The organism is Bradyrhizobium sp. YR681 (assembly GCF_000282615.1).
Taxonomy (GTDB): domain Bacteria; phylum Pseudomonadota; class Alphaproteobacteria; order Rhizobiales; family Xanthobacteraceae; genus Bradyrhizobium.
In genome coordinates this window covers 15,268-35,305 of sequence record NZ_AKIY01000008.1, presented here as the reverse complement: position 1 = coordinate 35,305, position 20,038 = coordinate 15,268, and the positions used below count along the sequence as shown (strand labels likewise).

At 65.9% G+C, this 20,038-nt stretch carries 19 protein-coding genes and 1 pseudogene; 7 read left to right on the top strand and 13 right to left on the bottom strand.

Annotated features, from left to right (window positions below; all coding sequences use genetic code 11):
• Positions 1–64 precede the first annotated feature (64 nt).
• Together PMI42_RS00760 and pcsA are read right to left on the bottom strand one after the other, a co-directional pair.
• A complete protein-coding gene (locus PMI42_RS00760) occupies positions 65–790 on the bottom strand; it encodes a TerC family protein (RefSeq protein ID WP_008129613.1) in 726 nt (241 codons plus the stop codon).
• A complete protein-coding gene (gene pcsA / locus PMI42_RS00755; RefSeq protein ID WP_035964154.1) occupies positions 787–1,554 on the bottom strand; it encodes a phosphatidylcholine synthase in 768 nt (255 codons plus the stop codon). The genes PMI42_RS00760 and pcsA overlap by 4 nt, the downstream gene beginning before the upstream one ends.
• Positions 1,555–1,642: 88 nt before the next feature.
• Here pcsA and PMI42_RS00750 point away from each other — a divergent pair, with 88 nt between their 5' ends.
• Positions 1,643–2,827 (top strand): UbiH/UbiF family hydroxylase, encoded by a 1,185-nt coding sequence (locus PMI42_RS00750; RefSeq protein ID WP_008129611.1) that lies wholly within the window; start codon positions 1,643–1,645, stop codon positions 2,825–2,827.
• Between the two features lie 88 nt (positions 2,828–2,915).
• Here the strand turns inward: PMI42_RS00750 and PMI42_RS00745 are convergent, their stop codons facing one another.
• The 6 genes and pseudogenes from PMI42_RS00745 to PMI42_RS00720 all read right to left on the bottom strand — a co-directional run bounded on the left by PMI42_RS00745 (position 2,916) and on the right by PMI42_RS00720 (position 8,603).
• On the bottom strand, positions 2,916–4,088 hold the full coding sequence (locus PMI42_RS00745; RefSeq protein ID WP_008129610.1) for a M24 family metallopeptidase: 1,173 nt from the start codon (positions 4,086–4,088) through the stop codon (positions 2,916–2,918).
• Positions 4,081–5,181 (bottom strand): mandelate racemase/muconate lactonizing enzyme family protein, encoded by a 1,101-nt coding sequence (locus PMI42_RS00740; RefSeq protein ID WP_008129609.1) that lies wholly within the window; start codon positions 5,179–5,181, stop codon positions 4,081–4,083. Before PMI42_RS00740 ends, PMI42_RS00745 begins: the two co-directional genes overlap by 8 nt.
• 12 nt (positions 5,182–5,193) lie before the next feature.
• Positions 5,194–6,351, bottom strand: coding sequence for a M20 family metallopeptidase (locus tag PMI42_RS00735; protein WP_008129606.1), 1,158 nt, complete (start codon positions 6,349–6,351; stop codon positions 5,194–5,196).
• Positions 6,352–6,374: 23 nt separating this feature from the next.
• The gene (locus tag PMI42_RS00730; RefSeq protein ID WP_008129603.1) at positions 6,375–7,109 is read right to left on the bottom strand and encodes an amino acid ABC transporter ATP-binding protein; all 735 of its coding nucleotides are present in this window, start codon (positions 7,107–7,109) and stop codon (positions 6,375–6,377) included.
• A 4-nt stretch (positions 7,110–7,113) separates the two neighbouring features.
• Positions 7,114–7,839, bottom strand: coding sequence for an amino acid ABC transporter permease (locus PMI42_RS00725; protein WP_008129600.1), 726 nt, complete (start codon positions 7,837–7,839; stop codon positions 7,114–7,116).
• Positions 7,840–7,851: 12 nt separating this feature from the next.
• Positions 7,852–8,603, bottom strand: a pseudogene (locus tag PMI42_RS00720) (ABC transporter substrate-binding protein).
• A 248-nt stretch (positions 8,604–8,851) separates the two neighbouring features.
• Between PMI42_RS00720 and PMI42_RS00715 the strand changes: the two are divergent.
• Entirely contained in the window at positions 8,852–9,784 is a 933-nt protein-coding gene (locus PMI42_RS00715; protein WP_008129596.1) for a GntR family transcriptional regulator, read from the top strand.
• A gap of 18 nt (positions 9,785–9,802) precedes the next feature.
• Here PMI42_RS00715 and PMI42_RS00710 read toward each other — a convergent pair whose 3' ends face one another.
• A complete protein-coding gene (locus PMI42_RS00710; protein ID WP_008129594.1) occupies positions 9,803–10,756 on the bottom strand; it encodes an AEC family transporter in 954 nt (317 codons plus the stop codon).
• Positions 10,757–10,862: 106 nt separating this feature from the next.
• Here PMI42_RS00710 and hspQ point away from each other — a divergent pair, with 106 nt between their 5' ends.
• Positions 10,863–11,195 (top strand): heat shock protein HspQ, encoded by a 333-nt coding sequence (gene hspQ, locus PMI42_RS00705; RefSeq protein ID WP_008129592.1) that lies wholly within the window; start codon positions 10,863–10,865, stop codon positions 11,193–11,195.
• Positions 11,196–11,322: 127 nt separating this feature from the next.
• On the opposite strand, the gene PMI42_RS00700 is transcribed toward hspQ, so the two are convergent.
• Positions 11,323–12,150, bottom strand: coding sequence for an invasion associated locus B family protein (locus PMI42_RS00700; RefSeq protein WP_008129590.1), 828 nt, complete (start codon positions 12,148–12,150; stop codon positions 11,323–11,325).
• A gap of 260 nt (positions 12,151–12,410) precedes the next feature.
• Between PMI42_RS00700 and PMI42_RS00695 the strand changes: the two genes are divergently transcribed.
• The 4 genes from PMI42_RS00695 to PMI42_RS00680 all read left to right on the top strand — a co-directional run bounded on the left by PMI42_RS00695 (position 12,411) and on the right by PMI42_RS00680 (position 17,521).
• Complete coding sequence (locus PMI42_RS00695) at positions 12,411–14,261, top strand: extracellular solute-binding protein (protein ID WP_008129588.1); 1,851 nt, start codon at positions 12,411–12,413, stop codon at positions 14,259–14,261.
• A 4-nt stretch (positions 14,262–14,265) separates the two neighbouring features.
• Positions 14,266–15,768 (top strand): class I adenylate-forming enzyme family protein, encoded by a 1,503-nt coding sequence (locus tag PMI42_RS00690; protein WP_035964149.1) that lies wholly within the window; start codon positions 14,266–14,268, stop codon positions 15,766–15,768.
• A gap of 85 nt (positions 15,769–15,853) precedes the next feature.
• Positions 15,854–17,077 (top strand): hypothetical protein, encoded by a 1,224-nt coding sequence (locus PMI42_RS00685; RefSeq protein ID WP_008129585.1) that lies wholly within the window; start codon positions 15,854–15,856, stop codon positions 17,075–17,077.
• 42 nt (positions 17,078–17,119) lie between these two features.
• Complete coding sequence (locus PMI42_RS00680; RefSeq protein WP_008129582.1) at positions 17,120–17,521, top strand: Rossmann-fold NAD(P)-binding domain-containing protein; 402 nt, start codon at positions 17,120–17,122, stop codon at positions 17,519–17,521.
• Between the two features lie 42 nt (positions 17,522–17,563).
• Here the strand turns inward: PMI42_RS00680 and PMI42_RS00675 are convergent, their stop codons facing one another.
• The 3 genes from PMI42_RS00675 to PMI42_RS00665 are packed head-to-tail and all read right to left on the bottom strand — an operon-like array spanning position 17,564 to position 19,792.
• Entirely contained in the window at positions 17,564–18,328 is a 765-nt protein-coding gene (locus tag PMI42_RS00675) for an SDR family NAD(P)-dependent oxidoreductase (protein ID WP_008129580.1), read from the bottom strand.
• A gap of 32 nt (positions 18,329–18,360) precedes the next feature.
• Positions 18,361–19,356, bottom strand: a complete 996-nt coding sequence (locus PMI42_RS00670; protein ID WP_008129578.1) for an aldo/keto reductase — start codon at positions 19,354–19,356, stop codon at positions 18,361–18,363.
• 40 nt (positions 19,357–19,396) lie between these two features.
• Entirely contained in the window at positions 19,397–19,792 is a 396-nt protein-coding gene (locus PMI42_RS00665; RefSeq protein ID WP_008129576.1) for a (R)-mandelonitrile lyase, read from the bottom strand.
• Positions 19,793–20,038 lie beyond the last annotated feature (246 nt).

The window sequence follows — 20,038 nt, the reverse complement described above, 5'->3', positions numbered from 1 at the left end:
GGCAAGCGAAAGACATCACGACCACGTTGTCAACTCGACGCGGAATGGAACGGTCCAAACGCGACTATTTCCCGGCTTTCCTGCGGTTGCGCTTGGCCAGCACGTTGAAGAACTCGACCGCCGCAGAGAACGCAATTGCGAAATAGATGTAGCCGCGCGGAATGTGGAATTGGAATCCGTCCGCCACCAGCGCGACGCCGATCAGCACCAGGAACGCCAGCGCCAGCATCTTCGTGGTCGGATGTTCCGCGACGAATCGCGACACCGGCCCGGACGAAATGTACATGATCAGGCAGGCGATCACGACCGCCGCGATCATGATCTCGATGTCCTGCGCCATGCCGATCGCGGTGATGATCGAATCCAGCGAGAACACGATGTCGATCACAATTATCTGGACGATCACCCAGAAGAAGGCGTTGCGGCCGGGCTTCTCATCGCCCTCGCCGTCGTCGGCCTCGACCTCGGCATGAATCTCGTGCGTTGCCTTCGCGATCAGGAACAGGCCGCCGCCGATCAGGATCAGGTCGCGCCAGGAGAAGTCGTAACCCGCGAACGAGAACACCGGCGCGGTCAGGCCGATCAGCCAGACCAGCAGGCTGAGCAGGATGATGCGGAAGATCAGCGCCAGAGCGAGCCCGATCTGGCGGGCGCGGTGCGCCTGCTTCTCGGGGATGCGCGAGACGATCACCGACAGGAAGATGACGTTGTCGATGCCGAGCACGATCTCGAGCGAGGTCAAGGTGAGCAGTGCGGCCCAGGCTTCGGGGCTGGTGATCAGATGCATCATGCGAAGGACCTCGCCAAGCGGATCAAGGCGTCGCTGAAGCTGATCCAGAGCGCGATCGCGCACAGCGCGAGCGTCACGCCACTGCCGGCGTGGAAATCCATCCTCAACGCATAGAACGCCAGCAGCCCCCACATCACGATCAGCGACATCGTAAGCCAACGCAGACGCACGACGCGAACCGGGTGCAGCACGTGAAACGGCACGAAGGTCAGCACCACCAGGCTTGCAACCAGCAGCGTCGACCACAGCGGCGGCCAATGCAGCAGGAACAGATAGAACGCCGCCGCATTCCACAGCGCCGGAAAGCCGCGAAAATGATTGTCGTCGGCCTTCATGCGCAAATCGGCGAAATATAGCGCGCTGGTGACGATGATGGCGACGCCGAGCAAGGGAGCCGCTACCGGCAGCAGCAGGCCGCTGGCCACGATCGCATAGGCGGGCACGAACACATAGGTGACGAAATCGACCACGAGATCGAGCACGTCGCCGGACCAGTTCGGCTGCACGTTCTTGACGTCGAGCCGGCGTGCGATCGGGCCGTCGATCGCGTCGATGATCAGCGCGATGCCCAGCCACCCGAACATCGCTGCCCAGTGCTCGCGCACGGCCTCCAGCATCGCCAGCAGCGCGATGGCCGCGCCGAAAGCGGTGAAGATGTGCACCGAGAAGGCCGCGACGCGGATCGCCGGTCTCGGCTTCAGGGAATCCTGCTGAATATCCATGGCTCCTGCTATCAGAACGGTATCGATTTGCACATAAGCCATTGCGGCGGCCGGTCGCGCAATTCGCCATAAAACCTAAGGAAAAATAGGTGGGCTTGAATTTGCCGCAGGCCGTGTCAAATGTCGTTCCATGACAGAGGCATCGACACATTTTGACGCAGCCGTGATCGGCGGCGGACCGGCCGGCCTCAGCGCCGCCATCGCGCTGGCGCAGGCGGGTGCACGGACCGCGCTGGTGGCGCGCCGGCTGCCCTATGCCGACAATCGCACCACCGCGCTGCTGGGCGCCTCCGTCGATCTGCTGGAGAGCCTCGACGTCTGGCCGCGCTGCAAGGACAGGGCGGCCGCGCTGGAGGTCATGCGGCTCGTCGACGACACCGGCCGGCTGTTCCGCAGCCCCGAGGTGCGGTTCGCCTGTCATGAAATCGGGCTCGACGCCTTCGGCTACAACATCGACAACCGCTCGCTGATGCTGGCACTGGAAGCGCGCGCGGCTGAGCTGCCCGGGATCGTCCGTTTCGACGACGAGGCCGAGAACGTCCTGATCGAAGCCGACGATGTCGCGATCCGTACCGCCTCCGCGCAATTCCTCTCGGCCCGGCTCGTGGTCGGTGCCGACGGCCGGCATTCGCTGTGCCGGGAGGCTGCCGGCATCGAGGTCGCCCGGCGCGAACTGACGCAGACCGCGCTGACCTTCAACGTCGGCCATGCGCGGCCGCATCGCAACGTCTCGACCGAGTTCCACACGCCGCATGGTCCCTGCGTGTTCGTGCCACTGCCCGGCGACCGCTCCAGCGTGGTCTGGGTCTCGGCACCCGCGGAAGCCGAGCGGCTGCGCGGCTTGAGCGACGAGGAGCTGTCCGCTGCGATCGAGAAGCAGTCCCATTCGATCCTCGGACGCATGACGGTCGAGCCCGGACGCAACCTGTTCCCGCTCGCGATCGAGCGTCCCAAATCCTTCGGCCGCGACCGCATCGCGCTGGTCGGCGAAGCCGCCCATGTGGTTCCCCCAATCGGCGCCCAGGGCCTCAACCTCGGCCTGCGCGACGCCGCCGACATCGCCCGCCTCGCCGGCGAGGCCATCGCATCAAGCCAGGACCCCGGCGCGGACGAGGTGCTCAAGCGCTACGACCGGGCGCGCCGCCCGGACATTTTGAGCCGCACCTTTGCGATCGACATCGCCAACCGCTCGCTGATCAACGATTTCCTGCCGCTCCAGCCGGTCCGCGCCGTCGGCATGCACCTGCTCGGCGCCATCGGCCCGCTCCGGCGTTTTGCAATGCGTGAGGGGCTGACGCCGACCTGGCGCAAATAGCCCGGCGGCAGCAGATCAGAACACGGCCCCAATCTAAGTCACTGCCTAGACTACTTTTTTCTCTGCTCCGCCGCAGGTCAAGCCGACGTCAGCCGGCGACGCGCGAAATCGAGCGATCGATGGTGCTGAGCGGCCGGCAGCCGGTTTCGGTGACGATCACGGTCTCGCTGACGCCGACGGTGAATTGGCCGAAATCTCGCATCGCAACCGGAAGGTGGAACGTCATGCCCGGGCGCAATTCGGTGGTCACGCCGGTGTAAAGGCTGAGCACGCCGCCCTCACCCCAATCCGGCGCAAAAGCGATCCCGATGCTGTAGCCGACGCGCTTCTTGAAGTTCTCGGTATAACCGGCGCGATCGATGATCCGCTGACAGGCCAGATGTGGCGCTTCGCAAGGCGCGCCGGGCTTGATCGCCTCGAGCGCCGCGGCAAGCCCGTCCTGACAGGTCTTCTCCATGTCGATCGCGCGCTGCGGCATGGCGCCGACCCAGGCGCTGCGCATCAGCGCCGCGTGGTAGCGGTCGTGGCTGGCGGCCATTTCCAGGAACGCAGGATCGTTGGCGCCGATCTGCCCGCGCCGCCAGGTGCCATGGGGCACGCCGGAGCGGCGGCCGACCGAGACCAGCGGCTCCATGCCGACATATTCCGAGCCCGCGGCGATCGAGGTGCCCACCATCGCGGAGACGAGATCGTTCTCGCTCGCGCCGGGCTTCACGGCTGCAAGGCCCGCGCGCATGCCGGCCTCGACATAGGATGCGGCCGTGGCGATCTTTTCCAGCTCGGCCGCCGACTTCACGATACGAAGCTGCTCGATGATGCCGGCGCCATCGTGCAGGATCCCAAGCTTGTCCTGGAGCGCTTCATAGGTCGCGACGGGCAAGAACCAGCCGCGCTTGTCGATCGCGATGCGCTTCGACGCCCAGCCGCGATCCTTGATGACATTGACCAGGAAGTTCACCGGCAGATCGCCGTCCTGGTAGACTTGTGCGTTGGCGATGAACGTGTTCGCGATGAAGTTGAAGTATTCGAGCTGACGGACGACGAAGGCGGGCTCGCCCTCGACCGGCAGGACCAGCGCCTGAAAGGTGTAATAGCCGGGCGTCTGCTGCCCCGTGAGGTAGAAGATGTTCTCGGGCCCGGTCACGACCATGACGTCGATGCCGGCCTTGGCCAGCAGCGCGCGGGCCCGCGCGACCCGGCCATCATATTCCTGCTTCGGGAACGCTGATTCAGACCCCTGCTGAACGTTGTCGCTAGTCATATCTGTAGTCTCCGATGAGCTTGGTGGTGGCGGCGTCGAACTTGACGCCGAGGCCTGGGGCGCGCTCTGCGCGGACCGCCCCGTCGGTGTAGGAAATGCCTGAAACCGGATCATTGACGAGCCCGTCGGCTCCGTAGAGCTCGGCGAATTCAGGCGCGGTCGCGCAGGCGACGTGCAGCGCCGCCGCGGTGGCCGCGGCCCCCTCGTTCATCTGGCCGATCATGAAGGGTACCCCGGCCTCGGACAGATTTCGCGCCGCCGCGATGGTCGGCGCGATGCCGCCGAGTTTCACGAGCTTGAGATGGGCAAAGACCCGCCCGCGATAGGCACATACCCGTGCGATATCGTCCGCCGTGGCGATGCTCTCGTCGAGCATCACGGGAACAGGGCTTTTCCGCGCGAGCTCATCGATGCTTGCCCAGTCGCCGGGCGGCACCGGCTGCTCGACATAAGCAAGATCGTACGCGGCGAGCGCCTCGAGCCTGGCCAGCGCCTCATCGGCCGTCCAGCGTCCGTTTGCGTCCGCCGCGATCTTCACCCGTCCGCCAAGGCGCTGGCGCAAAGCCGCGATGCGGCGCAGATCCTCGGCAAAATCTCCAACGGCGATGCGCACCTTGAGATCCCTGTAACCGCGGTCGACATAGGCCTGTGCCTTGACAAGGAAGTCTTCGTGCGAGGACCAGAACAGGGTCTGGTTGGTCCTGCTGCTCACATCCCCATTCGGCGCGCCGAGCCATGCGGCCACGGTCTTGCGCTCCCGGCGTGCGACGAGATCATGCAAGGCGCAATCGATCAGCGTGCGGACCGGCGCGATGTATGGCGCCTCCCAGAGCGTCATCATCGCGATCAGATCGATGGGATCGCGCCGCCAGTCGACGTCGCGAACGGCGGCGATGATTGCGTCCACCACGGTCCGCTCGTCATAGCCGTTGAGGTAGGCGATGTTGGCCCTCACCTCGCCGACGCCGACGGTCTCGCCGTCATCGAGCCGCAGATAGACTTCCGCCAGGGACGGAATGCTGCCGGACGAGGCCGTGTGCAGGACAAGCCCACCACCGTAATGCAGATCTGCGAGGTGCAGTGAAACGCGCAAGACGCTCGGGTCCTAGTTGCGCAGCATGGCTTTGGCCACGTCGCGATAGATCAGGCTGGACGTGATGAATTCGTCGGCCGGCACGAACTCGTCGGGCTTGTGGGCAACGGCAAGATCGCCCGGGCCGATGACCACTCCCTGCGCGCCGACGCCCGCGAAGTGCACGAGGTCGCAAGCGCCCTGGAAGCCGAACGGACCCGGCTTCGTCACGCCGTGTGCACGGCTGGCGGCAAGGCTCGCCTGCACGATCGCGCTCTCCTGCGCCGTCTCCGTCGCTCCTCCGGTCGTCGCCTTGTAGTCGACGATTTCGGCGCGCAGGCCGAAGCGTTCTCGCGCGACCACGAGAAGCGCTTCGATCTCCCGCTTGACGGCCGCCTCATCCTCTCCGGGCACCATCCGCCGGTCGAGCAGAAGATCGCAGGCGCCGGGCAGCACGTTGTCGGCATGGCCGCCGTTGATCCTAGTGACCGTGAGACTGGCTGCTCCGACCAGGGGATGGCTGCGGTGACGGACAACCGTGTCGTGATGCTCGGCGACAAGGCACAGCAATTCGCCGGCCCGGTAGATCGCGTTCTCGCCGAGATGCGGCGTTCCGGAATGCGCGGAGACGCCGAACACCCGCACGACAGGCCGCAGGCTGCCCTTGTGCGCGGAGAAGACGGCATTCGAGGTCGGCTCGCCGACCACGGCGGCGTCGATCCCGGGATGGCCGGCAGCATAGAATTTGGCGCCTTCGCTGGCGATCTCCTCGTCCGCGACGAAGACACCCAGCAGCGTGCCCGACCATGCCGTGCGGTCGGCCGCCAGCATCCGCATCGCCTCCAGCATCGCCGCCAGCGGTCCCTTGCAGTCGCAGGCGCCGCGGCCATAGAGCCGACCGTCCTTCTCGGTCAGGCCAAAGGGATCGGAGGACCAGCCTTCGCCGGCGGGCACGACATCCATATGGGTGTTGAAGGCGAACACCGGGCCGGCGCCGTTCTGGAGCCGCGCCACGACGTTGACGCGTCCGGGCTTGTACGCCTGCAACGCGACGTCGAAGCCGCCGGCGGCCAGCAGGTCGCGCAGATATTGCGCCGCCGGGGCTTCGTGGCCGGGCGGATTTTGCGTGTCGATCGCAATGAGCTCTGCGAGCTCGCGCTTCATGCGGGCGACATCGGGAGAACTGGGCATCGAGGGGCTCCGGATATCGGGGGTCAGTGAAGGATCTGATCGAGAAAGCGGCGCGCCCGGTCGTTGACCGTGCCGCCGAAGAACTGGTCGCTCGGAGCGCTCTCGATGATCTCGCCGCTTTCCATGAACACGATCCGGTCGGCGGCGCGTTTGGCAAACCCCATCTCGTGGGTGACGACGATGCTCGTCATGCCCTCGGCGCTGAGGGCCGCCATGACATCCAGCACTTCGCGGATCATTTCCGGATCGAGCGCGGAGGTCGGCTCATCATACAGCATCAGCTTCGGCCGCATCGCGAGCGCACGCGCGATGGCGACGCGCTGCTGCTGCCCGCCGGACAACTCGTCCGGGAAGGCGTCGGCCTTCTCGGGAATCTGCACCTTGCGCAGGAGATCGACCGCGATGTCATGGGCGTCGGCACGGCTCATTCCGAGAATCTTCACCGGCGCCAGCATGACGTTCTCGGCCGCCGAAAGATGGGCGAACAATTCGAAGTTCTGGAACACCATGCCGATCTGCCGGCGCAGCAGATGCGCGGTGCGGCGGGCCCGCGTGATGTTCTCGCCCGCGAAGAAGATGTCACCGCTGTCGACCGTCTCCAGCAGGTTGACGCAGCGCAGCAGCGTCGACTTGCCGGACCCTGACGGGCCGATCACGACCAGCGTCTCCGACGGATCGACCGCGAGCGTGCAGGTCTTCAGGACCTGCGTCGCGCCAAAGCTCTTGTTGATGCCGACGATTTCGAGAAGGTGCGCCATCCCGCTATCGCACCGCCAGCGCTTTCGATGTTCCCAGCATCCGCTCGGTCAAGGAAAGTCGCCGCATCCGCTGCCGCTTCTTGGGATCGAGCACGGTCTCCAGCAGGATTTGCAGGCCCATGAAGGCCGTGGTCATCGCGAGATAATAGATGCCGGCGGCGGTCAGCGCCTCGAAATAGCGGAAGTCGGCGCTCGCCGTCTGGTTCGCGACCAGCAGCAGCTCCTCCACGGCAATCACCGAAACCAGCGCGCTGAGCTTGAGCATGCCGATCATCTGGTTGCCGATCGGCGGCAGCACGATCCGCGCGGCCTGGGGAATCACGACATAGCGCATCATCTCGGTTCGGGTCATGCCGAGCGCGAGACCGGCAGTGCGTTGCCCCTTCTTCACGGCCTGAAGTCCCGAACGCAGGATCTCCGCCATGTAGGCGCCCTCGTTCAGCGACAACGCCAGCACCGCGCACACGAAGGCCGACAGGCGGATGCCGAACGACGGCAGCACGTTGTAGATAAAGATGATCTGGAACAGCACGGGCGTGCCGCGGAACAGCCAGAGATAAGTCAGCGTCACGACGGTGCCGATCCGGGTCTGGCTCTCCTGGATCAAGGCGAGTGCGAGACCGATCAGGACGCCGAAGATCAGCGAGGCGATCGTCAGGAGCAGCGTCATCTCCGCGCCGCGCAGGAAGTTCGGCGAGGTCAGGTATTTCAGGACGAGCTCGATGGACACCGGCAGGCTCCCTTACTCGAACAGCGACACCGAGGCAGGAAACTTCCAGGTTTCGATCAGCTTCTTGTAGGAGCCGTCGGCGACGATCTCCTTCAGCGCCGCCTCCACCGCGGATTTCATCGCCGTGTCGCCCTTGCGCACGGCCATGCCGATCTGCGTGTTGGCTTCGAACTCCGCGCCCGCCACGGCGTAGACGCCCGGCACCTTGTCCATCAGCTCGACGACGCCGGGCGTGGCATTGAACAGCGCATCGGCCCGCCCCTGCCGGAGCGTCAGCGCCGAATCCTGCGCGGTCGGCAGCGTCATCACGTTGATGGCGGCAAGGCCCTTGTCGCGGCAGCGCTTGTCGTCCTGCCGCGCATAGGTTTCCTGGATGCCGCCAAGCGTGACGGCGATGGTCTTGCCGCACAGGGAATCGTCGCGGCCGGTGATCTTGGCGGGATTGCCCGCCTGCACCAGAACGAGCGTGCCGATCTTGAGATAGGGCACGAAGTCGACCTGGGCCGCGCGCTGCTCGTTGATATACATGGCCGAGTTGATGATGTCGGCGCGGCCGCCTTGCAGCGGACGATCAGCCCCTTGAACTCCATGTTCATGGGCTTGGCCTCGACGCCAAGCTTCTTGCTCAGCAGACCGATCATGTCGATGTCGAAGCCGGAGAGCTTGCCGTCCTTCTGAAACTCGAACGGCGCGAAGGTGCCGGCGACGCCGTAGGTCAGCGCGCCCTTCTCGACCAGCGTGGCCGACGAGAGGTCCGCAGCCATCACCGACCCGGACAGGCAAAGCGACAGGATTCCGCAGGCAAGGCGCAAACGAGACATGGGTAACCCCTGTGGCTTGATTGTTTTATTGTTGGATAATATACAATCCCTGCCGCCTTTGAGGTCAAGCCTGATCAGCAAGCAGTTGCTGGCTAAGCTTTAATCAGCGCGGGTTGGGCCAGGATCGCGGCCCGAAGCCATTGTTCGCAAGTCGCCATTCGTACTTTTGAAGGATCCCAGAGCCTCCCGCCATGGCGCGGTCAACCCAGCAAACCCGCTTTCGCCTCGCCAACCAGATTCTGGACGTCATCAGGGACGCCAGGCTGGAGCCCGGCCATCATTTGCGCGAGCAGCAGCTCGCCGACCTGATCGGGGTCTCGCGGACCCCGATCAGGTCGGCGCTGGATCTGCTGGCCGATCGCGGCATCGTCGAGACGCGGAAGAACCACGGTTTCTTCCTGCGCAAGCCGTTCGATTCACTGCATCGCATCGAGATCGAGGTGCCGTCGACGACCGAAGAGAAGCTCTATGCAAGGCTGGTTCGCGACCGGCTCGAGAATCGCATTCCCAATTCCATCACCCAAAGCGACATCGCGCGCCGCTATGATGTGGACCGCGTCGCGCTGGCGCGCACCCTCTCCCGTCTTGCCGAAGACGGCCTGATCGCACGCAAGCAAGGGCATGGCTGGGCATTCCTGCCGACGCTCGACTCCCTCGTCTCGCTGCGCGCCAGCTACGAGTTTCGTCTGACGATCGAGCCCTCGGCTTTTTTGCTGCCGACGTTCAAGCCGGATCTCGCCGCCATCGAACGCATGCGCCTGCAGCACCTTTATCTGGTCTCTCATCCCGACATCTCATCCGTCTCCAGCACGCAATTGTTCGAGACGGATGCGGCATTCCACGAGATGTGCGCCGAGTTCTGCGGCAACGCCTTTTTTGCCCAGGCCATCCAATACCAGAACCGGCTGCGGCGCCTGCTCGAGTTCGGCAGCTATTTCGACAGCCGGCGCGTCCGCGAATGGTGCCGCGAGCACCTTGCGATCATCGAAGCCATTGCCGAGGGCAACGCTCCGCTGGCCTCGACCCGCATGCGCGCACACCTGGAACAGGCGTTTCTCGCCGCCCGGACGGCAGCACCGGGAAAAACGGGATCCCCGGATCCGGCGCCAGTCAGCTCCCGTTGAACGGCCTGGCCGCTTCGGTCACGGAAACGCCAGCCGGCCGCTCTGGATCGCCCACATCACGCTGGTCAGCGTGACCACGGACGCAAAGGTGCCGAGCAGCACGGCAACGGAAGCGGATTCGATCCAGGCGTCGTTCTGCCGGGCGATCACGAACACGTTGAGCGCCGGCGGCAACGAGGCCATCAGCACGGCGGTGGCGGCCCAGGGCTGCGCGAACGGGCCGAACGCCAGCATCAGGCCGAACGCCATGAGCGGGTGGATCAACAGCTTCACCGCAACCACGCCCGGCACCTCCCACGGCACCCGGTCGAACGGGCGAAGCGCCACGGTCACGCCGAGCACGAACAGCGCGGTCGGGGCGGCTGCGTTCTGAAGGAAGGTGATGGTGCGGTCGAGCGCGACCGGCATCTCTATGTGGAGCGCCGCCACGGCCGCGCCAAAACAGGCCGACATGATCAGCGGATTGAGCACGATCTGCTTCAGCACGACGCCGAAGGCATGCACGATCGAGGGATGGTCGCGGTCGGAAAGCTCGATCAGCAGCGGCACGATGGTGAACAGGAAGATGCTGTCGCAGCAGAAGATCAGCGCGGTCGGCGCCGAGGCCTTGGTTCCGAGCACGGCGAGCGCCAGACCCGGGCCCATGTAGCCGATATTGCCGTAGCCGCCGGAGAGGCCGGCGAGCGTCGCCTCGCGCAGCGTCAGCCGCCCCAGCACCTTGCCGACGACCAGGGCCAGGGTGAACGCCGCAACCGTCGACAGCGTGGTCGCCACCAGGAACGGCGGGTTGTTCAGCTCCTCAAACGGCGTCTTCGACATGATCGCAAACAGCAGTGCCGGCAGCGACACGTAGAGCAGGAAGAAGTTCATCCAGGCGAGGCCCGATTCCGGCAGGGACTTGGCCTTGCCGCAGGCGAAACCGACGAAGATCAAGCCGAAATAAGGTAACGCCAGATTGAGGATGTCAACCATTGCTGAAGTGTTTTCTGAAGGCTTGAGGGCTATCTGCCCCGAGCGCAGACGTTAATTCCAGATCAGGCCACTAGCATCGGCCACAATCCTGGTCTATCGACGGGGAATGATTAAAGCGCGGACCGCCAAATTCCAGATCGGACAGGTCGTGCGCCACCGGATCTTCTCGTTCCGGGGCGTGATCTTCGACATCGATCCGGAATTCAACAACACCGAGGAGTGGTGGCTGTCGATCCCCGAGGAAGTGCGGCCCCACAAGGACCAGCCGTTCTACCATCTGCTCGCGGAGAACGCCGAGTCGGAATACGTCGCCTATGTCTCCGAGCAGAACCTGTTGCCCGACGAGTCCGGCGAGCCGGTCCGGCATTCCCAGGTCGCCGAGATCTTCATCAAGGACAAGGCCGGCGGCTATCGTCCGCGCAATCCCTCGCTGAACTAGCCTCTGGTTTCGACGCGTTTTCCTGACGCGTTTTCTTGGCGCGAACCGGTATCGCGCCCACACACAAGACAGCAAAAAAGGCGCTCGAAACGAGCGCCTTTTTCATGTCTGGACGTCGGTCGTCCGATTACTTCTGCTGAGCCGGAGGCGCGCCGGGGACGCCGCCACCCTGCTCGAGCTTCTTGCGCTGCTCGTCGGCCTTCTTCTGAAGCTCTTCCTGGAGCTTCTTCTGGTTTTCCTCAAAGACCTTCGGATCGGTCGGCGGACCGTCATAGGCCTTCTGGAATTCACCGGCGAGCGGCAGCGGCAGGGTCAGTGGAGCGCCGTTGGCGTTGATCGCCTGGACGACGAGATTCTGTCCCTTCTTCATGTTGCCGATGAGCTCGGGCGTGGCCTCGTAGTCCGACATGCAGCCGTTCTGGAAGCAGATCACATACGGGCTCTGAAGCGGCGCGTTGTTGTCCACGATAATGCGGGTGCCGTGCACGAGCTGCATGCCGAGCGGCAGCGTCACGCGCAGGATCTTCTTCGGCTCGCCTTCCGGCTCGATGATGACGGCGGCGATGACCGGCTGGCCGGACTCGATGCGGCCGTCCTTGCCGGTGAAGCAGACCTGCTTGGCATTGGCGTCCTGGCCCTTGAGGCAAAACTTGGTCCAGGGGGCGTAGATCAGCTGGATCTGCTGATCCGCCGGCTGAGCCGCACCCTGCTGCTGCGCCGGAGCGCCCTGCGCGGGAGCCTGCTGCTGGGCCGGCTGCGCCTGGGCGGGCGCCGGAGCCTTGGGGGCGGCCTTCGGAGCCGCTTTCGGGGCCGCCTTGGGCGGCGTCGGTGCGCCCGGGGCCGGCGCCGGGGTCTGGGCCTCGGCGGCAAACGGGACGGCCAACGCCGTCGCCGTCAACAGGGCGAGAAGTTGCCCGCGCGGCCGGACGGACGCGGCCAAGTAACGGAAATTCATTGCGGAAAACCCTTTCTGAACGGGAAGTGCCCGAACCGCTCCGAAGCGCCGAACCTGGCCGCCTTGGGCGCGGCTCTCTCCCCGTCAAATGAGGCGGATAAGTGACGGGCTCGGCGCTCTTGCGCGATTGCGTGCCTTCTTAACGTGGCCGACGAAAAGATCAATGCCGACAACCATCTTTGACCGCGCTCTCGCCTGCGCCCGGTGAAATTCCCTGTGATAGGATTCAGGCCCGCCGGTCCTCGAATCAACGTGTGCCGATGTTCATGTTCCAGCGCCTGATCGAGGGCCCCGGCATCCGCCTTTGCATCCTCGCCTCCGCCCTTGTCCTGGCCGTGACCGCCGGACTGTCGGCAAGCAGCGCGCGGGCCGACGAGGCCCATGCCATCGCCATGCACGGCAGGCCGGCGATGCCCGCCGATTTCACCCACATGCCCTACACCAACCCCGAAGCCCCCAAGGGCGGCCGGGTGACCTGGGGCATTCTCGGCACCTTCGACAGCCTCAATCCCTTCATCGTGAAGGGATTGGCCGTGCAGCAGATGCGGGGCTATGTCGTCGAAAGCCTGCTCGCACGCGGCTATGACGAGCCGTTCACGCTCTACGGCCTGCTCGCCAGGACCGTCGAGACCGACGACGAACGGACTTTCGTCACGTTCCGCCTCGATCCCCGTGCCCGCTTCTCCGACGGCAAGCCGGTGCAGGCCGAGGACGTGCTGTTCTCCTGGCAGTTGCTGCGCGATCACGGCCGTCCCAACCATCGGCAATATTACGCCAAGGTCGTCAAGGCCGCGGCGCCCGATCCCCTCACCGTCCGCTTTGATCTTGCCGGTGCCAATGACCGGGAATTGCCGCTGATCCTCGGCCTGATGCCGATCCTGCCCAAGCACGCGGTCGACGTCGCGGCCTTCGAGGAGACGACGCTGACGGGGCCGGTCGGCTCCGGCCCGTACCGGGTCACGGCGGTGAAGCCCGGCGCCAGCGTGACGCTCACGCGCAATCCCGACTATTGGGGCCGCGACCTCGCCATCAATCGCGGGCTCTACAATTTCGACGAGATCAGGCTCGATTATTTTCGCGAGGCCAACGGCCAGTTCGAGGCCTTCAAGCGCGGCCTCTACGATTTCCGCATCGAGACCGAGCCGCTGCGCTGGCACGACGGCTACGATTTTCCCGCCGCCAGAAGCGGCGACGTGATCCGCGACACCGTCAAGCCCGGCACGCCGCAACCTTCCGAATTCCTGGTGTTCAACACCCGCCGTCCTGTCTTCGCCGACATTCGCGTGCGCCAGGCGCTGACGCTGCTGTTCGATTTCGAGCTGATCAACCGCAACTATTTCTTCGGGCTCTATTCGCGCGTCGCAGGCTATTTTGCAGGCTCGGACCTGTCGGCCTATGGCAAGCCCGCGGATGCGCGCGAACACGAGCTGCTCGAGCCGTTCGCCGCACGCATTCCGGCCGACATCATGGACGGCAGCTATCGCCTGCCGGTCACCGACGGTTCGGGGCGCGACCGCACCACGCTGCGCGCCGCGCTGAAACTGTTGTCGGAGGCCGGCTACGATCTCGACGGCACCGTGCTGCGCAACCGTACCACCAAGGCGCCCTTCACCTTCGAGATCCTGGTCACCACCCGCGACCAGGAACGCATCGCGCTCGCCTTCCAGCGCGACCTCAAGCGCGCCGGCATCGAGCCGAGCGTGCGCGCGGTCGATCCCGTCCAGTTCGACCAGCGCCGGCTCGCCTACGAGTTCGACATGATCCAGAACCGCTGGGACCAGTCGCTATCGCCCGGCAACGAGCAGTATTTCTATTGGGGCAGCGCTGCCGCCGACAATCCGGGGACCCGCAACTACATGGGCGCCCGGGATCCGGCGGTCGATGCCATGATCGGCGCCCTGCTGGAGGCCCGTGAACATACGGCCTTCGTCTCGGCGGTGCGCGCGCTCGACCGCGCCCTGATCGCGGGCTTCTACACAATCCCCCTCTTTAACGTATCCGAGCAATGGATCGCGCGCTGGAATCGGATAGAACGACCAAAGGCTACCGCGTTGTCCGGCTACCTGCCGGAGAGCTGGTGGTCGAAGGGTGAGCCCAGTCAAGCAAAGTGACGCCGTGAACCAGCCAGCAATATCGCCGACGCTCGACACGCTGTTCCAGCGCACGCTGATACGCCAGCCGCATGCGGCCGCATTGCTCGATCCCCTCAACAAGGCGCGCGTGACCGGGCACCAGCCGCGGCGGCTGAGCTATGCCGAGGCCGATACCGCCATCGAGGCGCTGTCGGCCTATTTCGTCGAATCGGGCCTGCCGGCCAATTCGGTCATCGCCATCCAGTTGCCCAACACGGTCGAGTTCGTGCTGACCGTGCTTGCCGCCCATCGCGCCGGGCTCGTCGTCGCCGTGCTGCCGCTGCTGTGGCGCCACGCGGAACTGACCGCCGCGCTCAACCGCACCGCGGCGCGCGCCATCGTCACGATGAGCAAGGTCGATGGCGTCAGCTATGCCGACCTTGCGATGCATGCCGCGGCGGAAGCCTTCTCGATCCGTCACGTCTGCGGCTTCGGCACCGATTTGCCTGAGGGGATGGCCTCGCTCGATGACGTGCTGGCCCGCCCGCCCGGCACCACGCGCGCCGTGATCCAGGACGGCCGCAAGGCGGCGATGATCTCCTTCGACGTCACCGCGGAAGGCTTTCGCCCGGTGCCGCGGCCGCATTTCAGCCTGATCGCCGGCGGGCTGGCGATGTCGCTCGAAGCCGACATCAAGCAGGGCGCGACCGTGATGGCGGCGTTCACGCCGATGTCATTCGCCGGCCTCGCCTCCTCGCTCGCGGTCTGGCTGCTGTCGGGCGGCGCGCTGGCGCTGCATCATCCGTTCGAGAACGACGTGCTGGAGCAGCAGATCAACGAGCATGAATGCGAGGTGCTGATCGCGCCCGCGCAGCTCGCATTGCGGCTCGGCGATGCCGGCCTGGCGGCGCGGATGCCGACCTTGCGCAACGTCGTCGGCCTGTGGCGCGCGCCCGAGCAGGTCGCCGCGAGCGAGGCCTGGACCGCGCCACATGCGCCGCTCACCGACGTCTACCTGTTCGGCGAGGCCGGTCTGTTCGGCGCCCGCCGCGGCGAGGACGGCATGCCCGTGCCTGTCATGCCCGGGCCGCACGGTGCCCCGCGCGAGCAGTCCGGCTCCTCCATTGCCGGCGAGATCCTGCTGACGCCGAAAGGCACGCTCGGCCTGCGCGGCGCGATGGTGCCGATCGCAGCCTACGCCCCGCCGCAGCCGGTCGGCGACACCCTGATCGCGCAGCCGCCCCGCGACTATGTCGACACCGGCTATGCGGCGCGGCTCGATCGTCCGAGCGGCGCGATCTGCATCACCGCGCCGCCCTCCGGGATCATGGCCGTGGGCGGCTACCGCTTCCTCTCGAACGACCTCCAGGAATGGGCGCGCCGGCTCGGCCAGGGCGCCCTGCTCACTGCATTGCCCGACCGCCTCTCCGGTCACCGGCTCGCCGGCCGCGCCCAGGACAATGCGCGCGCCCGCGAGGCGCTCAACGAGCTCGGGCTTAACCCCCTGATGGTCGAGGCTTTTCGCGACCGCTCCGGAGCGGCCTGAAGGCACTTTCGCTGCCATCGTTGACGCTGCATTAAGGCGGCCAAACTAGATTGCGCAGCACCCTTTGCGTGATCAGAGTTCCTTAATGTCCCAGGCGGGCCCGATCCTCTTTGTGTCCAATGCCGAGCGACCCGCAATCGTCGCGGCGCTGGACGAGGCCCGTCTCTTCCCCGTGGTCGACACCGACTGGGCCAGTGCATCGCGCGCGGTCGAGCAGGTGCAGCCGGCCGCGGTCCTCGCCGCGATGACCAGCGGACATGAGCCGCATCTGGCGCTGCTCGCCCGCAAGATCGCCGACCAATCGCCCTACCTTCCCTTCGTCGCCCTGGATGCGCCGGGCACGCTGCCGCCCAACGCCCTGCCCTTCGCCTCGCGCGGCGGCCCGCCCGATCGCCTGGGCGCGCGGCTGCGCGCCGCGCTGCGCGTCCGCACCCTTCATGCGACCGTGCTGCGCCGGCTGCCCGAGGTGAAGGTCGCTCTGCCTGAGAGCGATCCGTCGCGCGATGCCACCGTGCTGCTGATCGGCCGCGGCGCGGCCTATCCCGCACTCTCCGTCGCGCTCGGTGAGCGCGTCGGCGTCATCGGCGCGCTCTCGATCGAGGCCGCAGCCAAGCACCTCAACACCCGCGACATCGACGGCGTCGTGCTGGCCGAGGGGTTCACGGCGCGCGTGACGGATGCCTTCCTCACGGTGCTTGCCGAGGACACCCGCTTCCGCACCCTGCCCGTGGTCGTCACCGCGCACCAGCTGACGCAGACCTACGATTTGCCCAATCTCGAGCTGATCCCGGGCGAGCCGGCGAAGGTTGCCGCCAACGCGCTGCCCTTGATCCGCCAGCACGCGACGGAAGCGCAATTGAGCCGCACGCTGCGCTCGATCGATGCCGGCGGCTGGCTCGATCCGCGCAGCGGCCTGCTGACGACGGAAGCCTTTGCCCGCGATTTCGCCAGGGCGGTCGAGCAGACATTGGCCCGCGGCGGCGGCCTGTCGGTGGCGCGCTTCGCCTTCGATCCCAACAATCCCCGCGCCCAGCTGGACGCCGCGCGTATTTTGAGCCGCCTGATGCGGCAGATGGATTTTGGCGCGGCGCAGAAGGACGGCTCGGTCATCGTCGTGTTCGCCGAGACCGACTTCCGCACCGCGCACATGATCGCCCGCCGGCTGTCAGCAGTGATGCGGCATACTTCGAACGGCAAGCACGAGATGCGCAGCGATCCCGTCGTCAGCGTGGATTCGCTGTCGCCGTCGGATACGGCGCGGTCACTGCTGGCGCGGCTGTCGGCCGACGCGTCGCGGGCGGCGTCGTAGCCACACGACGCCCGCGCTTACGGCTTGTAACGCAGCGCGGCAATGAGTGCGGCGAGCGCGGGCGGCGTTTGCCGGCGGCTGGTATCGGCGTCGGTGGCCCACGAGATCGAGCCGTTCGGCATCAAGATCACGTCGGTCGAACCCGGCTTCTTCCGGACGGACCTTCTGGAAGCTCACAACGACAAATATGCCCGGAGCTCCATCGAGGACTACGCGGCGGAAGGCAGCGCCGAAACCATGTGGTCGGGCTACTACGGCGCCCAGCAGGGTGACCCGGCCAGGCTGGCCCATGCCCTGGTCAAGATCGCCGGGATGGACAATCCACCCAGGCAGTTCGTGGCCGGCAGCGACGCGCTTGCCGTGGTCCAGCCGGCCCTCGAAGCCCGCCTCGAGGAAGCGCGGGCCTACGCGGACCTCTCCAGGTCGACGGACGGCTCCTTCTGAGGTCACGCCGCGCTCGCGGATCTTCGCGAGCGCCCGTCCCCTTCAACGCATGATGAAGCCACCATCCACCGAGATGGACTGGCCGGTCACATAGCTGGCTGCGTCGCTGCAGAGCCAGAGTACCGCAGTCGCGATCTCCTCGGGACGGCCGACGCGTCCCATCGGCACGCTCTTCTCCATGGCCTTGAGCGCATCGCCCTGGCCGCCGGCAACCATCTGGTCTGCCATCGGCGTCCAGATGAGCCCGGGACATATCGCATTGATGCGGATGCCGCGTGCCGCATATTCGAGCGCCGCACTCTTGGTGAAGCCAAGAACGCCGTGCTTGGCGGCGTGATAGATGCCGCGCTCGGCGCCTCCCACAAGTCCCCCGAGAGACGAGCAATTGACGATTGCGCCGCGTCCCTGTTTGCGCATGTGTTGCAGTTCGAATTTCATGCAGCTCCACTCGCCGCGGAGATTGATCCCCATGACGCGGTCGTAATCCTCGCGAGTCGTGTCGGCGGTCTCTGCGAGAACATTCTGGACGCCCGCGTTGTTATAGGCGACATCGAGCCTGCCGAAGGCGGCGACCGTCTTCGCGACCATGGCCTCGACCTGCGCGTCATTGGAGACGTCGCAGCGGATGGCGACGGCCTTGTGACCCCGGCTGGCGAGTTCGCCTGCCGCAGCTCGCACCGCGTCCTCGTTCCAGTCCGCCAGCGCGACGGACGCCCCGGATTCCGCGAAAGCCTTTGCCGTGGCAAGGCCGAGCCCCGACGCCGCGCCGGTTACCAGCGCGACCTGTCCCTCGAATGAAATGTTCATGGATATTTCTCCTGTCGATTGTCGGGGCGCCGTCAGCGCTGCGTGCGCGCGGCTTCCGCCTGCGGGTAACGGTCGCCCGTGATGGTGATCTGCGCGACCAAGGCGTCGATGTGCCTGAGCTCGTCGGGTGTCAGCGTGACCGCAGCCGCGGCGATGTTTTCGTCGAGGCGGCCGGGCTTGGTCGTGCCGGGGATCGGGACGATCCACGGCTTCTGCGCCAGCAGCCAGGCCAACGCGATCTGCGCCGGCGTGGCACGCTTGTCGGCGCCGATCCGGGCCAGCAGGTCGACGACCGGCCGGTTCGCCTTGCGCGCCTCTGGCGTAAAGCGCGGCAGGCCGGCGCGGTTGTCATTGCCGCCAAAGCTGGTGGTCTCGTCGATCTTGCCGGTAAGGAAGCCCCTCCCCAGCGGACTGAAGGGAACGAAGCCGATCCCCAGCTCCTCGCAAGCCGGCAACACCTCCGTCTCGGGCTGTCGCCACCAGAGCGAATATTCGCTCTGGATCGCGGCGACGGGCTGGACTGCATGCGCGCGGCGGATGGTGGAGACGCCGGCCTCGCTGAGGCCGAAATGCCTGACCTTGCCCGCGGCGATCAGATCCTTGACCGCGCCCGCGACGTCCTCGATCGGAACGTTCGGATCGACGCGGTGCTGGTAGAACAGGTCGATCGTCTCGATCCGCAACCGTTTCAAGGAACCCTCGGCCGCCTGCCGGATGCGTTCGGGGCGGCTGTCGAGCCCGCCGGAACGCCGCGCGTCGGCCGGCCCGAGATCGTGGCCGAACTTGGTGGCGATGACGACGTCGTTCCGGAACGGCTCCAGCGCCTCGCCCACCAGTTCCTCGTTGGTGAACGGGCCGTAGACCTCGGCGGTGTCGAAGAAGGTGACGCCGCGCTCCACCGCTGCGCGGATTAGCGCGATCATCTCGTGCCGCTCCGGCGCCGGGCCACGATGATAGTTCAGGCCCATGCAGCCGAGGCCGATCGCCGAGACCGCGAGGCCGCTGTCGCCAAGCTTGCGCATCTGCATGTTCAATCTCCCGGTCGTTTCACCACGCCAGGGCGCAACATCACTTGCGGTACTGTGCGTCGCTGACCTTTTCCATCCAGTCGACATTCTTGCCATCGAGCGATTCCGTGATGGCGATATGCGTCATCGCCGTCGTCGCGGTGGCGCCGTGCCAGTGCTTCTCGCCGGGCGGAAACCAGACGACGTCGCCGGGGCGGATTTCCTCGATCGGCCCACCCTCGCTTTGCACCCAGCCGAGGCCCGACGTGACGATCAGGGTCTGGCCGAGCGGATGCGTGTGCCACATGGTCCGGGCCCCGGGTTCGAAAGTCACTTGACCGCCGCTCAGGTGCGCGGGGTCACCGACCTGAAAGAGCGGATCGACACGGACCGTGCCGGAGAACCATGCTTCGGGGCCCTTGCCGGAGGGGCGTGAGCCGTTGCGTTTGATGTCCATTGTTCCAAACCTTCCGATTGTCGGGCCAGTGTTTTGCGAAGCCCTCACAAAGCCCGCAGGCGACGATGCCAGCATGGCCAATCCGGCAGCGCCTGACAGCATGCGCCGGCGCGTCAGTGCACCCGAGGCGTCCACAGCGCTGCTCTCGCCTTGCCGGAAGCCACCGTCCGATCGATCCATATGCCGAGCTCGCCTTACCTTGCGGGACTGCGGCAAATCTAATGCGTGCGGCTATGCGGACTAGCC

Coding starts and splice junctions, on each gene's coding strand:
- PMI42_RS00760 (WP_008129613.1), bottom strand. CDS start 790: ATGATGCATCTGATCACCAGCCCCGAAGCCTGGGCCGCACTGCTCACC.
- pcsA (WP_035964154.1), bottom strand. CDS start 1,554: ATGGCTTATGTGCAAATCGATACCGTTCTGATAGCAGGAGCCATGGAT.
- PMI42_RS00750 (WP_008129611.1), top strand. CDS start 1,643: ATGACAGAGGCATCGACACATTTTGACGCAGCCGTGATCGGCGGCGGA.
- PMI42_RS00745 (WP_008129610.1), bottom strand. CDS start 4,088: ATGACTAGCGACAACGTTCAGCAGGGGTCTGAATCAGCGTTCCCGAAG.
- PMI42_RS00735 (WP_008129606.1), bottom strand. CDS start 6,351: ATGCCCAGTTCTCCCGATGTCGCCCGCATGAAGCGCGAGCTCGCAGAG.
- PMI42_RS00730 (WP_008129603.1), bottom strand. CDS start 7,109: ATGGCGCACCTTCTCGAAATCGTCGGCATCAACAAGAGCTTTGGCGCG.
- PMI42_RS00715 (WP_008129596.1), top strand. CDS start 8,852: ATGGCGCGGTCAACCCAGCAAACCCGCTTTCGCCTCGCCAACCAGATT.
- PMI42_RS00710 (WP_008129594.1), bottom strand. CDS start 10,756: ATGGTTGACATCCTCAATCTGGCGTTACCTTATTTCGGCTTGATCTTC.
- hspQ (WP_008129592.1), top strand. CDS start 10,863: ATGATTAAAGCGCGGACCGCCAAATTCCAGATCGGACAGGTCGTGCGC.
- PMI42_RS00700 (WP_008129590.1), bottom strand. CDS start 12,150: ATGAATTTCCGTTACTTGGCCGCGTCCGTCCGGCCGCGCGGGCAACTT.
- PMI42_RS00695 (WP_008129588.1), top strand. CDS start 12,411: ATGTTCATGTTCCAGCGCCTGATCGAGGGCCCCGGCATCCGCCTTTGC.
- PMI42_RS00685 (WP_008129585.1), top strand. CDS start 15,854: ATGTCCCAGGCGGGCCCGATCCTCTTTGTGTCCAATGCCGAGCGACCC.
- PMI42_RS00680 (WP_008129582.1), top strand. CDS start 17,120: ATGAGTGCGGCGAGCGCGGGCGGCGTTTGCCGGCGGCTGGTATCGGCG.
- PMI42_RS00675 (WP_008129580.1), bottom strand. CDS start 18,328: ATGAACATTTCATTCGAGGGACAGGTCGCGCTGGTAACCGGCGCGGCG.
- PMI42_RS00670 (WP_008129578.1), bottom strand. CDS start 19,356: ATGCAGATGCGCAAGCTTGGCGACAGCGGCCTCGCGGTCTCGGCGATC.
- PMI42_RS00665 (WP_008129576.1), bottom strand. CDS start 19,792: ATGGACATCAAACGCAACGGCTCACGCCCCTCCGGCAAGGGCCCCGAA.